This is a genomic window from Sulfuricaulis sp. (genome assembly GCF_049587675.1).
Taxonomy (GTDB): Bacteria; Pseudomonadota; Gammaproteobacteria; order Acidiferrobacterales; family Sulfurifustaceae; genus Sulfuricaulis.
In genome coordinates, this window is the sequence record NZ_JBAVEJ010000134.1 from 1 (window position 1) to 12,674 (window position 12,674).

The following is a 12,674-nucleotide window of genomic DNA, read 5'->3' on the forward strand; positions in this document are numbered from 1 at the left end:
CGTCGGTGCTGCGCCACAGGCCGTGCACCGTGCCGGCGTAGATCGTTTTGGCGTCCTTCGGGTCCGGCAACAGTGCCTTGATCTGCTCGTCGGCGAGTTCCGTCCCCGCCATGCGCCAGGTGGCGCCGGCGTCAGTGCTTTTGAACAGTCCGCCGGACGTGCCGGCATAGATCGTCGCGGGCGTAACCGGGTCCGCTGCCAATGACAGGACGTTCACGCGTGCCAGACCCGTGTTGACGGGCCGCCAGTGCCGGCCGCGATCGGTGCTCATGAAGACGCCTGCCTGCGACGTGGCGGCGTAAAAGGTTGCGGGCTCCGCGGGGACCGCCAGGATGGCATGCACGATTCCGCCTTCCGAACCGTGGAAGATCTGCGGGCTACCGTGCGCGAACACCGGCGACGCGCCGAGACCCAAGCAGACACAGACCAGAGCGGCGCAAATTCTCATGACGGCATGACCTCTTTTTCGGTGAAGGGAAACAAATCGGAAACCACTGTCGCAAAAAAGCGGAAGCAGGGAAACCCACTGCTTCCGCCGGTCTTGCGATAAAGGAAGGACCTCAGTTACTCGTCGTAGGACATCTCGAAATCGTCCACGCCGGCGCCGGTCGTGGCCGGATTGTCGCGCTTGCCCGTGGGCATGCGCAGCTTGGCCTGTAGCGCACGCATTTGTTCGTCGTCCTTGCGCGCACCCCACCAGGATTTAGAGGACGATTCGCCGCGTCCCATCCAGGCGGGTCCGGCGCCCTGCGACGCCTGAATCAGCGGATCGCCGTCGAACAGGGACTCCGGAACGAAGTTGTTGAGCGCGGTGATACGGCCCATGCTGGTGTTAGGCACCACGCCGCCGTTGGCCTTGAGATAGTTGATGATCGCGGGAACCGGGAACATCACTTCCGTGCCCGCGGGAATCGCGGACGTCGCCAGCATCAGCGAACCGTCGGCCTTCACGAAGCGCAGGTTGTGCGCCCCCGCGGTGTTGCACAACATGTCCAGCGGGTCGCCGTTGGCGAAGCATGAGACCATCGAATACACCTTGCCCTTGTTCAGCGTTTCCATCAGGCCGGTGTTGTGGTCGCGAATCATGAGGTTGGTGGTGCGCCCGCGCGGGATGCTGGCGGGCTCAACGCCGGTCAGGTCCACGGTCATGGTCATGCCGGAATAGGCCAGCGTCCAGCCGCCGCGCTGCCGGTACGGATTCGGATCGAAGACCGCGTCCAGATTGTTTTCGATACGGCTCTTGATCTGCCCGCCGGTGAAGTCACCCACGCCCAGGATCGGGCTGATCGGGAAGAAGTGGTACAGATCCCCGACCGTGACCGGGCCCGGCGCAATCGGCGTGTCGAACCGGTAGCCGTTGGTGATGGCGATATCGGCCGTGTTCGGCACCGCGCTCAGCATGGCATCGGCGAAGAAGTTATTGGAAAACACTTCCAATACGTTGTTGCGCGCGATGGTGCTGCTGGTGGTCGCGACGACGGTGTCGAGGCAGTCATCCGGCTGCGTCTTCAGCTTCAGGCCGTTGCCCGGCGCGAAGCCGGCGGGCTGGAAGGTATGCGGTATGAAATCCGCACCGCACAGGAACGGCTTGCGCACGGCGTCGACCATAGCCTTGACCGTCGGGTCCTCGGGCACGGTGTCGTCCACGTTGAACAGCTTCCAGTTATAGCCCACGACATGGCCACGCCAGATTTTCAGATCGAGGCGACCCAGGTTGCTGTCGGTGCCGGACTCGACCATGATCGTGCCGGTGCCCGGGACGATGATCGCCTTGGGGGTGCGTTCATGCGTGTGGGTGCTCAGCATCACGTCAATGCCGCGGATCTCTTTCGAAAGTTGCAGGTTCTTGGCAAAACCGAGCTCCGATTGAACCACGACCACATCGGCGCCTTCGACGTTACGCACCGTGTCGATGATGCCCGGCAGCTCGACCCAGCCCATGGTCTGCAGGAAGGTGGTGTTGAACACGTCCGCCTGCTGCGCGGTGATGTCGGTGGTGAGGCCGATGACGGCCACCTTCATCCCGTTCACCTGCTTGATGATATAAGGCGGAAACACCCGCTGGCCGACTAGGGCCGGTGCCGCGGGCGCGGCGTTGTAGAGGTTGGCGGCCACCACCGGATAGTTGGCGACCTTGCCCGCCGGAAACGCCACCCCGGCGACGCCACCGGCCGGAAACGGATTGCCGTTGGAATCGGTACCGGTCAAGAGGCGGCGGAACGTCACCTGCCCGTAACCGAAATCCCAGTTGCCCGGTGTGAAGGCGTCGATCTGGAAATAATTCATGATATTGGCGATCGCCATGCCGCGCGTGAACATCACTTCCGCGCCGCCGTGGAACGTATCTCCGCAGTTGAGCAGCAGGTTGCGCCCCGGCGTCTGATTGCGGATCTGCTTGACCAGCGTGTACAGCTTGGCCACACCGCCGGAGTTGGGCGTCACCGTGTTGCCCAGTCCGTTGTTCTCGAAAATCACACCATGCGGCTCTATGTGACCGTGCACGTCGCCCATCTTGATGATGGTCAACATGTTGTTGGTGCTGTAATCAGCGTGGGAGATGCCGGGCGTGACCGCGAGCCCCAGGGCCAGCGCGGACAGCTTGAGCGCCCTCCTTATTAAAGGAAATCTTGACTGCTTCATGATGGATTTCTCCTCCATTATTTATGATTAGTGATGAACGACCGGGCGCCTGCGCATCGCGACCGGAATCGTCGGGCACTACTAAAGCAATCGGCATGCCAGCCCGCGCGGCTTCATTTCCACAATGAAGCCGGAATTTCTCCGAACATAAACACGGTGTTAGCTCACGGGCTGGAGGTCAAAGACGAATGGGAAATTAAAATCGGGCGGCGGTTACGCCTGTTTCGGGCAGGCATGCCATTTTCATCAGAGGAAGATGGCGGATATGACGGCCCGGCAATTTTGCCGGGCGATTTTTTCTGGAAACTTCAGATCAGAAACGTCTTCTTTAAGACGGCAGAAAATCGATCGGGTAGGTCACCACCATCACGCTCACGTTCTTTGCGCCAAAATCGAACAGCCGTACTCTCGAAACCAGTTTTCGCTCAAGTTCCGTCGCGCGCAGTTCACTTGATACCACCTCGCAGGCCATGACCTGGCCTGACGGCGCAATCGTGAGTTTCAAAATGACCTTGCCCTGCAACGACGGATCTTCGCGCAGCGCGCGGTTGTACAAGGCATAAATCGCCGCCTTGTTCTTGTCGAAGATCAGTTTGATCTCTTCGATCGACCTTGCCGCCTGACCGCCACCGCCACGGGTCAATCGACCTCCGTCGCCGCCTCCGCCGCCCACCGGGCTGCTGACCCGAGTCGTCGAGCGGCCCGCCAGGCCACCGCCGCCGGTATCGCGGCTCAAACGCGCGGTATTGATACCGCCGCTGCCGCCAGCAATGTTCGACGTGACGAGGGATCGCTCCGACGCCCTGGCACTGGCGCCGGCACCCGGCGCCAGCTTCGCCGTCTTTTGTAAATCGGCTGCCACGGGATTGTCGCGCAGATCGGCAAGGTCATCCTTGAAGGCCAGCAGTCCGGATCGCTCGGCTTTCTTGCGTGCCGTCTCGACACTTTTCGTGACCGGTTTCGGTTCCGGCTTTTTGGGTTCAGGCCTGGCCTGAACCGGTTCCGCCTCGGGAGTCTTCACGGGCGGTGCCGGCGGTTTAATCTCCTGCCGCTCCAGAATAAGCTTGGCGAGCCGCGGTGGTACTTCTTCCATCACCTGGCGCTCGATGGTGGGCAGCGGCAGAAATGGCAGGAGCAGCCCGAAGAACAGAAAAACAAGCAGGGTGCGCTTGAATATGCGCCGAAAACGTTCCTGCTCTTCCTCGGGAATCGTCCAGGGCAGGTCGGCGGAATGATAATAGTAATTGGCAAGCATATGACGTTATCCCTAGACTGGCGTCTTCTTGATGACCGCGAGAGAGATGTTGTCGTAATTGGCGCGGACACAGGTGACCATGATCCGTTTCAGCAGCCGGTACGGAATCTCCTTGTCGCCCATGATGGTTATCTCGTGTCCCGTGGCGCCGGCCTTTCTCGCCGATGTGTCACGGCTTTTCTGATAATCCAGTTCGGTTTTCAACGCGGCGATGAGTTCGCCCTCGGAGTTGAATACTTCGGTGACCGACGCCACCTTGCGTCCCTGCACCAGGATATCCTGATCGTTGACCACGATCACGACCGTCTGTTTCGGCGATTTCTCCGCCACCGACTCGGGCAACTTCACCGACTTGACGCTTGGAAGGATCTCAACGTCCGAGGAATTCACGAGCAGAAAGAAAACCAGGATGGTGAATATATCCATCAACGAGATCATGTTGAGCTCGGCCAGCGAGCGCGAGCGCTTATGATGTTGTTCCATGCGTTTGGCGCGGCGGGACATTTTCATGGCGACTTCTCCTTGCCGTGAACCGGTGCATCACCGATCGATACATCCGGGAACAACTCGGCCCGGGTCACGGAACCGGCCTGCACGATCTCGGCAACCCGCACGGCATCCATCACCTGCACCAGAACATCATAAGAAGTGTCTGGCTCGGACAGGATCGTGGCGTTGAGTTTGTCGGGGAAACGCGACTTGATCTGTTTCATGACCTCGGACAATGTCTTGTAGTCATAACCCTTGACGTTGTCGATCCGTTTGATGAGCCCGGAATGACGGTCACCCACTTCCAGGGCATCCTTGCGGATGGTGACCTCCAGCTGAAGTTCCTGCTTGGTTTCATTGCTGGATGAAGACGCCGGTGGCAGATTCAGTTCCAGGATCGTCATGCGCGTGAACACCGCCGTGATCAACAAAAACGGAACGAGGATCACCATGAGGTTCATGAACGCCGTGATGTTCATCTCCCCCGGCTGTTTCGTTAAACGTCGGCGGGAACGCATCAGGCGCCCTCGGGCTTGCTGCGTTCCGTAACCATGTTCAGGAATTTCACGGACGCCATCTCAAGACTGTCGACGATCTGTGTGGTCTTGGACTGCAATACCGAATACACCAGGAGCAGCGGAATCGCGACAATCAGGCCGAAGGCGGTGGTGTTCATGGCCACGGAAATACTGGAAGACAGCAACTCGGCCTTTTCCGCGGGATTGGCATTGGCCACCGCAGTGAACGCCTGGATCAGGCCGATAATGGTCCCGAGCAGGCCGAGCAAGGTGGCGATGTTCGCGAACGAAGCGAGATAGTGCGTGCGCTTTTCCATGCGCGGAATGATTTCCATCAGCCCCTCTTCCATCGCCATCTCGATGTCCTCGCGCCGGCGTGCTGTGCGGACGCGCGACAGCCCGTAGCTCAGAATCTTGCAAATCGCCGCATCTGACTTGGCGACGGCCGTCATCGCCTGCTGATATTTTCCGCTTTGCAGCACCGGCATCAGTTCATCCCATATCTTCCGATTGACGCTTCGCGATCTACTTAGATAAAGGTAACGCTCGACGGAGATCGCCAGTCCGACCGCCATGACCAGCATAATGGGATACATGAATATCCCGCCTTCCTGAAAAAATCGAACAATCACACTATAAGTACTCATGTTTAGCTCCTTGTATTGACGATATGATGTGCTGCGATTACTTATTTCCCGCGCGTGCCTGGCCCCCGGCATGCGCGTCTTGTATCGATCCATAGAATTCGACCTGACGCCGGAAAACGTCGCGGTCGACCGGCGCCAGGGCCTCGTCCAGCAGGCTGGCGACGGGCCGGCCGACCAGATCCCCCGGCAACGGTTTCTTCCAGGGAACGATGTAGGTCACCTTGGGCAGTTCGCGGCTGCCGATGATGGACGTACCTTCGAGGTCGGCACGGTCCGCTGCCCATGCATTCATCCCGATAAGCCAAATCATGGACACTAAAATCACCCTGGTGTGGTTCATCTGTCGCTCCTTAAGGCGGTTTTGTCGGATGACCGCTGGCGCTGCTTCAAATCGACGATCCACTTGTTCACCTGCGCATCCGCCGATGGCAACAGCGCCTGATACCGTTCGTAATGTTGCAATGCCTTGCCCTGATCCTGCAGGTACAAGTCATACAGAATCCCGAGGTTAAGATGGGTATTCAGATAATTGGAGTCGATCTGCAAAGATCGGGAATATGACTCGCGCGCCTTGTCGAGTTGTCCGCTTTGTCGATATACGATGCCAAGCTGGTTGTGGTACGCCGCTCGGTCCGGATTGATCGCGATGGCTTTTTCCAGCGCCTCCGTGGCTTCGGGCAATTTTCCCAAGCGAAAATAGACGATCCCCAGATTCGCATACGGCCCCGATAACTCCGGATGAACGCGTGCCAGCGCCAGGAGCATGCGTTCGGCGTCCTTGTAGTTACCAAGTTTCATGGCGCTCAATGCACCGGCAAAGTCGCGCTGGACGGCCGGATTCACGGCCGGCTCGGCTTTGCTCTCCTCGGCGATTGCCGGCGCAGGCATGCGCGCGCCGGTCGACGGCGACGAGGTGGCACAGCCGGCGAATACCACTGTCAGCAATATCAAACAAACCAGGAGTGAGTGCTTAGCGGAGCGCATTGATAGTGACCTCGCTTTTCTCCACCTTGGCATACCGTACCGGACGCAGTTTTCCGAGCGCATCAATACTGCGCCGGACCCACTGATCGTAGACGTGGTCGGCGATGCGACGCACATTGACCTCATGAAGTTCTATCGCCTTCTCCTCGAAAGGATAGGCCTGTTCCTCCAGCATCACGACGTACTGCTCCGTTTCCTCCGCAGACAATCCCTTGGGCCGCTGGGACGCGAGCAACTCGCGGCTGAAATCACGGTAGATCTCGGCGATGTGGTACGTAGAGGCGGTGGCCACTTCGGCCACTCCATATTCCGCCGCCGCCCCGTAGGCCTTGAGCGCCAGTTGCATCTTTGCCTTTTTGTTTTTCAGGCTTTTCTTCAACGGCTCCTTCAGACGCACCTGGCGGTACGCCTGATCATAAGGTTCCGCCAGAGTCATGGCGGCGGTCGCAGCGAGGGTGCGCGTACGGTCGGTACGTTCGCCTCCTCCGTCGCGCTCGGCTTTCACCAGATCTTCCAGCCAGGCTTGTTGTGACCGGGATTGGCCGAACTTCAGGCTGAGCTTGGCCAGGCGGTCGCGGGCTTCGATCGCGGGCTCAAGCGGGCGCGCGAACTGTCTGACATAACGCTCATACGCGCCGAGCGCGCGCTGGTCGTTGCCGGCTTTTACATAGAGTTCGGCGGCTTGCCATGTCGCTTCGCGCCGGACTTGCGCATCCTTGTTCTGGTTCGACGCAAGCAATTCGAATTCTCCGGCGGCCTTGGACCACTGCCCATGCTCGAGATAGGCGACGGCGAGCTTATTGGAAACCTCGGCCTGCAAGGGATGGCCTGGATATGCATGGCGGAAATTTTCCAGTGTCTGGATGGCGCTCGGCCAGTTCTTCATCGCGACATACGCTGCGGCGGCATCGTACTCGGCATTGGCGCGGATCGGCGAATCAGGCGCGACCTTGCCCACGCGCAGGAAATGCGCCGTGGCCTCCTGCAGCTTGCCCGCCGAGCGACTTTGCTCGCCCTGCTTGTACACCGCGGCCGCCAGACGCTCGACGAGCGCACCGCGACCCGCGTCCTTCTCCGGCGTGAGGGTCAGCGCCTTCTGATAACCGGTCTCGGCCCGGTCAAACGCCCCCTTCTCGAATTCCGTGTGGGCCACGACGGTCCATGCCGTGCGCCGGAGCGCTGGCGACGGCTCCGGCTTCAACGCCAGTACGCGTTGCGCCACACTGGCGGCACGCGACGGCGCATGCAGGGCATACAATCTTTCGGCGGCATTGGTAAGTACCACGGGGGTGCGCGTGTCGGAGGCGTTGGCGTCGGCAAAGCGCAGCGCGCTTTCCAGGGCGCGTTGCTGCCAGCCGGGCCTGTCACCGGCGTTGAGACGCTTTTCCTGTTCGTTATAGGCCAGCAAAGCGGCATAACCGGCATCCGCGCTCTTGTTATGCCGCGGATATTCGTACGCGGTCTTCTCATACTCGACGGCGGCGTCGGCATAACGTTTGTCCTCGAACAGCATCTCCGCGAGCAGGAAGTTCATCGCCGGCGCCTGCGGATCCGACGGAAACGCCTCCAGAAACGCGCGATACCAGCGCGCGGCTTCCTGGTAGTCGCTCGATGCCTTGGTCTTTTGCGCGCTGGCGTGATAGTGACGCGCGAGGTCTTCCTGATTGGATTTAAGCAGCGGCAGCACACGCTCATAAGCCGCGGATGAGCTGACCTTGCGGAAATCGCTGTGAATGCCGTAGCGCGTGGCAAATTCCTTCTTGGCATCCAGCGCCAGGCTGGCAAAGCCGGCCTGCTGATAGGCTTCGATCACCTTGGCCTGCAGTAGCGGAGCCTGGGGATGCGTGGGATAGCGACGCCCGAAAGCGCTGTAGGTATCGGCGGCGTCCTTGATGCGTTCCTGCTTGAAATAGAGATCGCCAAGTTGCTGGTAAACCAGGAATTCATAGTCACGGCGGCCCGCGGCGGTGAAATAATCCGGGATCGATTCGGCGCCGTTCAGGTTCGACAGGCTCAGGCTGACCACGCGGAACGTATCCTCGACCAGTTCCCGGTCGGCGCGATTCAGCGATGCCAGATCGCTCAGCGAAGTGCTGCCGACGCGGCCGACAAGCTTGCGGTCCAGCACGCCAAAGAATGAATTCAGCGCGGCGTCATAACGCAGCTGTTTGAAGAGCGACCAACCGTGCATGTAGAGCGCGCGTTCGTAGAACGGTGAACCCGTGCCCTGCTGGACAATCGACTCGTAGGCCAGTTGCGATGCCTCGTAGGACTGCAGGGTAAACAGGAGTTCGCCGCGCCGGAATTGCGCCTCGTCGCGATAGGCGGTGTTGGGATAAGCCGTCACCAGCTGATCCAGCACGCGCAGCGACTGTGGCAGGTCGCCACCCTGCTCATGCGCTTTGGCCAGCTGGTACAAAACGCGGTCATTGCCGGCATAGTTCGGGTACGCGCGCAACAGGTCCTGATACCACTTGATGGCGTTACGATAATCAGCCGCACTCGGGGCGCCATCGGGCGCTTTCGGCTTGATGCCGGGCTCCGGTGCCGGTGTATCGGTGCCCGCGAGTTGTCGTTCATCGGCGCTCTCCATTTGCAGATCGCCCAGGCGACGCATCGCTTCCGGGCGTAATTCGTGGTTTGGCGCCGTGTTCAGGAAAGCGCGGTAACCGGCGATGGCTTTTTGCTTGCCACCCTCGACCGCCGCGCCACGTTCAATCGGAACCACGCGCCCCTCCAGGCTTTTGATGGTCGGTGCGTCATCCTTCCTGGTAAACGAACACGCCGTCACCACGATAAGCGCTGCAAGCGGGAGAAGCCGCAGGTTCATTTGCCCTCCCTGCCGGCATTGGCGGCTTCGTCATACATCTGTGCCACGGCAAAGCGCGCCTGGGTGAGATAAGCCGCCAGCCGCTCTTTTTGTGCGGCGAGCTCGGCAACGGCCAGGTCTTCCAGAAAATGCCCATGCGCAGAGGACATGGCCTGAACCCGGGACTGCAACTGCGTTATATGGCCACGCAGTTGAACAATCCGCGCGGCAAAATTTTCAAACATCCTGGGCGCATCCATTTGCGCGCGCTTCAATTCCTCGCGCCGCATGAGTGTTTCGGCGAGATTCTCATCCAGCGTCTGCAGGTCCTTCTTGGCTTGCCACAGGCGTGGTTTGTAGTCGGACGCGACGTCCCAGAACAGCAGACCGCGCAAAAGGCGATACTTGTCCTGGGCCGCGGAAACATCCTCGTGCCCGGACAGGCGCTTCAGGTTAGATTCCACTCTATCCAATCGTTCGAGTATTTGTAATTCCTTGTCGGTCGCCAGCTTCATGACATCGTCGTCGCGCTCGATGCGGGCGAGCTCTGCTGCGTAACTATTGCGGCGCGCCGGCAGTTCCGAGAAATTCCGCGAGCGTTCGTCCTGCAAGACCAGTGGCAAGCGCTTTTCGTACGCCAGGTGGCGCGTGGCGAGCATGTCACCGTAAATGCCGATGTTGTTCGCCCAATAGTCCAGGTTTTGCGACAGAAAACGCAAATCACGATAATTCTTGAGCGCCTCCTGAAAATCATGACCGGCCATGAGATGAATCAGATAACGGGACTCCGGCGCATCCGGCACTTCGCGCATACGCCAAAACCATCCCATCTCGTTCGTGGCGTCATGTTGCAGAATCGCATCGACCATTTTTCCCGAACGGATGGCCGTCATGGAGGAGTCGATGCGTGCCATTTCATTCGTGTAAACGGCAATGGCCGTTTCATATTGCTGCAACGACTGTTGGTAGGCCCCCAGACGCCCCAATGCATAAGGCAGCGCGAGCAACGACTCCTGCACGGCAGAGTCAATGACGTTGCGCTTTTGCAGTTCGGTCCAGGGAACCAGCGACTGTTGGTTCTGGTTCTGCGCGGAATACGCCCAGCCAACCCCGAGCAAGGCCTTGTTCGACAACATGCCATCGAGCCGCACCTGCTCAAGACTTGCCTGGGCGCGGGCCGGCGCCGCGTCACGCAGGTAGGCGTAACCCAGGGCAACGTTGGCTTTATCCTTCAGGGACTTCAGCTCCTCATCGGCCGCCGGTTTGCCGCCGACCTCCTCCAGGAGCGACGTGCCAGCAGCGCTATCGCCGGCCTTGATCAGAGCGACGCCGAGGTTGTAGCGACCATACTGCGCCCATGCCGACTGTCCGCGCATGTGCGACAACACCTCCGCGGCCTGACGATAGTCATTTCTTTCCATCAGTAACTGGGCCTGGAGCAGCTGCCGCTCCTCTTCCAGCTCGCCGGGCAGTGTGTCGTGGATGCGGGAAACTGCCTCATTGGCCTCAACCAGATATCCGCGCTGGTACCGTATCTTCGCCAGATAGAACCAAGCGCGGTCGCGAATTTCCGGCGGGGCACCGGCGTCGATCAGGCGTTGGAAGATCTCTCCCGCCTCGATGTGGAGGCCGTACGAAAGATACATACCGCCAAGCAGCAGCTCGGCTTCGTCGCGATGATGATTGATTCTCTGGAACTGTTGCGCGGTCAGCAGATTCGTGATGGCAGAAAAGTATTGCTGCTGGTAAAAATAAAACAGCACCTCGCCATAGTGGGGGTCCTTGACCTTCTGCGGTTCGTTCTGGCGCGCGCCATAAGCACCCGTGCCCAGCATCGCACAGGCGCACAATGCCGCGACGAGCGCTGTCAGGCGCGTCTTATGAGCAGGTGGATGTCGGCTCATGACACATTACTGCCATTCCTTGACTCGAAATTCAGGCTGGAGATTGCGCGTAACGTCACTTATCTGGAGTTCGATATATCTCGGTTCCGTCTGTTTTTCGAATTCCAGCGTGGCGCCGCGACGATAGTCACGGCCGTGTGGGCCCTTGCCGGTGAAAAACGCGACCAGCTCGTGCTTGCCCACGCGAAGATTACCGAGGTAAAGGCGTTGCACACCGCCGCGCCGTAACGCCTCGATTTCGCGTTGCGTATAGAGGTAGTGCGACACCACCTTGTCGTCCAGCTTTACCTCAACGGCGTCGAGTTCAAACAGACTGCCGATATCCATGGACACGAACACGGCTACCTGCGTGCTGGCCGGGAACAACAACTCTTCTTCCAGCGCTAGCAGATCGCGGTTCAACTCCATTACCTCTTTTTTAAGCGATTGTGCCTTCTGGTCCATGCCTTTGTACTGGCTGGCCTGCGGTTTTTCCGTCGTTTCGGCGGCATTTGCCACCGATGGCAATGAAACCAGCAGGCCCAGCAAAAGCAATACAAACACCTCTTGAAGCCACTTCAGCGCATGTATGGTAATCCGATCTTTCATATGCCTTCACTCTTACGTAATGGGTTATGGATGCTTAAAACCACACGGATAAAAAAAGTTGAGCGACGTTGGCGTCAAACGCATACGGCGTCTGGGTGCGCACATCGGTGAAATCTTCATATTCGAACTTGATATGATCGTAGCTGATATTCAGTGTCGACTTGTTCACAAACGTCGGGTGATTCTGAATGGTGTAGGTCAACTTGCCACCGATGGCGTGACTCTTGAACGTACTGAGTTCCTTGTCGCGTGCCATGTAATTTTGCGACTGCGTGAAATCATCACTGTAGAATGACGCGTTGTTCTGCGAGTAGTAACGGTAACGCGCCTCGACGAGCCACAGACTGCTCGCGTAAGTGCTATAGGCCGCCTCTATCGTATTGGCTCCAATATCCCAGGTATCCCAGAAATAGCGGTATTCAAGCCGCATGGATGAGCCCGGCAATAGATATTTGTGCGCGCGCAAAGCCACGGCTTGGCTGTCACGGGTACGCGGATATTGCTCTGGCACGGCGGCGCCGTAGATTCTGGCGGAACGGTATGGGCTGTTCAGATACCCCTCATCGGTAATGGCCTCGTAATCCAGGTTGACCCGCAGTGTCGGCGTGAGTATTTGCGATACGCCGAGTCGATACTGGTAGCGATTGATATAATCGGAGAATGACGGGTTGTTGTTCGCGAGCACGGTATCCTTGCCTCGGCTATATCCCATGCTGACCGTGGTCATGCCGCCGAATACATCCTGGGAAAAATTCAGACTGAGCGTATCGGCGGTGTAATCGGACTCATCGCTTTTCGATACGGACAGGCTCATCAAGCTGTCGTTATGCAGATAATCGA

The 12,674-nt window shown here is 58.9% G+C and carries 12 protein-coding genes; all 12 read right to left on the reverse strand.

Annotation, left to right across the window (positions count from 1 at the left end; genetic code table 11):
* Nucleotides 1-448: WD40/YVTN/BNR-like repeat-containing protein (locus WB402_RS07105; RefSeq protein ID WP_424206343.1), on the reverse strand; the 448-nt coding region annotated here is incomplete at its 3' end.
* 116 nt (nucleotides 449-564) lie between these two features.
* The gene (locus WB402_RS07110) at nucleotides 565-2,640 is read right to left on the reverse strand and encodes a bifunctional metallophosphatase/5'-nucleotidase (RefSeq protein ID WP_424206345.1); all 2,076 of its coding nucleotides are present in this window, start codon (nucleotides 2,638-2,640) and stop codon (nucleotides 565-567) included.
* A 328-nt stretch (nucleotides 2,641-2,968) separates the two neighbouring features.
* Nucleotides 2,969-3,895, reverse strand: a complete 927-nt coding sequence (locus tag WB402_RS07115) for an AgmX/PglI C-terminal domain-containing protein (protein ID WP_424206347.1) — start codon at nucleotides 3,893-3,895, stop codon at nucleotides 2,969-2,971.
* A gap of 12 nt (nucleotides 3,896-3,907) precedes the next feature.
* Nucleotides 3,908-4,405, reverse strand: a complete 498-nt coding sequence (locus WB402_RS07120) for an ExbD/TolR family protein (protein WP_424206349.1) — start codon at nucleotides 4,403-4,405, stop codon at nucleotides 3,908-3,910.
* Nucleotides 4,402-4,863, reverse strand: coding sequence for an ExbD/TolR family protein (locus WB402_RS07125; RefSeq protein ID WP_424206351.1), 462 nt, complete (start codon nucleotides 4,861-4,863; stop codon nucleotides 4,402-4,404). Before WB402_RS07125 ends, WB402_RS07120 begins: the two co-directional genes overlap by 4 nt.
* 38 nt (nucleotides 4,864-4,901) lie before the next feature.
* Nucleotides 4,902-5,549 (reverse strand): MotA/TolQ/ExbB proton channel family protein, encoded by a 648-nt coding sequence (locus WB402_RS07130; RefSeq protein WP_424206353.1) that lies wholly within the window; start codon nucleotides 5,547-5,549, stop codon nucleotides 4,902-4,904.
* A 37-nt stretch (nucleotides 5,550-5,586) separates the two neighbouring features.
* The gene (locus tag WB402_RS07135; protein WP_424206355.1) at nucleotides 5,587-5,859 is read right to left on the reverse strand and encodes a hypothetical protein; all 273 of its coding nucleotides are present in this window, start codon (nucleotides 5,857-5,859) and stop codon (nucleotides 5,587-5,589) included.
* Between the two features lie 26 nt (nucleotides 5,860-5,885).
* The gene (locus WB402_RS07140) at nucleotides 5,886-6,500 is read right to left on the reverse strand and encodes a tetratricopeptide repeat protein (protein WP_424206357.1); all 615 of its coding nucleotides are present in this window, start codon (nucleotides 6,498-6,500) and stop codon (nucleotides 5,886-5,888) included.
* A gap of 19 nt (nucleotides 6,501-6,519) precedes the next feature.
* The gene (locus WB402_RS07145; protein ID WP_424206359.1) at nucleotides 6,520-9,363 is read right to left on the reverse strand and encodes a tetratricopeptide repeat protein; all 2,844 of its coding nucleotides are present in this window, start codon (nucleotides 9,361-9,363) and stop codon (nucleotides 6,520-6,522) included.
* Nucleotides 9,360-11,246: a hypothetical protein gene (locus tag WB402_RS07150; RefSeq protein WP_424206361.1), complete on the reverse strand. Its 1,887-nt coding sequence runs from the start codon at nucleotides 11,244-11,246 to the stop codon at nucleotides 9,360-9,362. Before WB402_RS07150 ends, WB402_RS07145 begins: the two co-directional genes overlap by 4 nt.
* 6 nt (nucleotides 11,247-11,252) lie before the next feature.
* Nucleotides 11,253-11,834 carry an AraC family transcriptional regulator gene (locus tag WB402_RS07155; RefSeq protein WP_424206363.1) on the reverse strand — a complete coding sequence of 194 codons (582 nt, stop codon included), beginning with the start codon at nucleotides 11,832-11,834 and terminating at the stop codon, nucleotides 11,253-11,255.
* Between the two features lie 34 nt (nucleotides 11,835-11,868).
* The coding region (locus WB402_RS07160) for a DUF3570 domain-containing protein (RefSeq protein WP_424206365.1) at nucleotides 11,869-12,674 on the reverse strand (806 nt) is incomplete at its 5' end.

Excerpts from the sequence above, each read along its gene's own strand:
- WB402_RS07110 (WP_424206345.1), bottom strand. The coding sequence starts at position 2,640 with ATGAAGCAGTCAAGATTTCCTTTAATAAGGAGGGCGCTCAAGCTGTCC.
- WB402_RS07135 (WP_424206355.1), bottom strand. The coding sequence starts at position 5,859 with ATGATTTGGCTTATCGGGATGAATGCATGGGCAGCGGACCGTGCCGAC.
- WB402_RS07155 (WP_424206363.1), bottom strand. The coding sequence starts at position 11,834 with ATGAAAGATCGGATTACCATACATGCGCTGAAGTGGCTTCAAGAGGTG.
- WB402_RS07125 (WP_424206351.1), bottom strand. The coding sequence starts at position 4,863 with ATGAACATCACGGCGTTCATGAACCTCATGGTGATCCTCGTTCCGTTT.
- WB402_RS07130 (WP_424206353.1), bottom strand. The coding sequence starts at position 5,549 with ATGAGTACTTATAGTGTGATTGTTCGATTTTTTCAGGAAGGCGGGATA.
- WB402_RS07145 (WP_424206359.1), bottom strand. The coding sequence starts at position 9,363 with ATGAACCTGCGGCTTCTCCCGCTTGCAGCGCTTATCGTGGTGACGGCG.
- WB402_RS07120 (WP_424206349.1), bottom strand. The coding sequence starts at position 4,405 with ATGAAAATGTCCCGCCGCGCCAAACGCATGGAACAACATCATAAGCGC.
- WB402_RS07150 (WP_424206361.1), bottom strand. The coding sequence starts at position 11,246 with ATGAGCCGACATCCACCTGCTCATAAGACGCGCCTGACAGCGCTCGTC.
- WB402_RS07115 (WP_424206347.1), bottom strand. The coding sequence starts at position 3,895 with ATGCTTGCCAATTACTATTATCATTCCGCCGACCTGCCCTGGACGATT.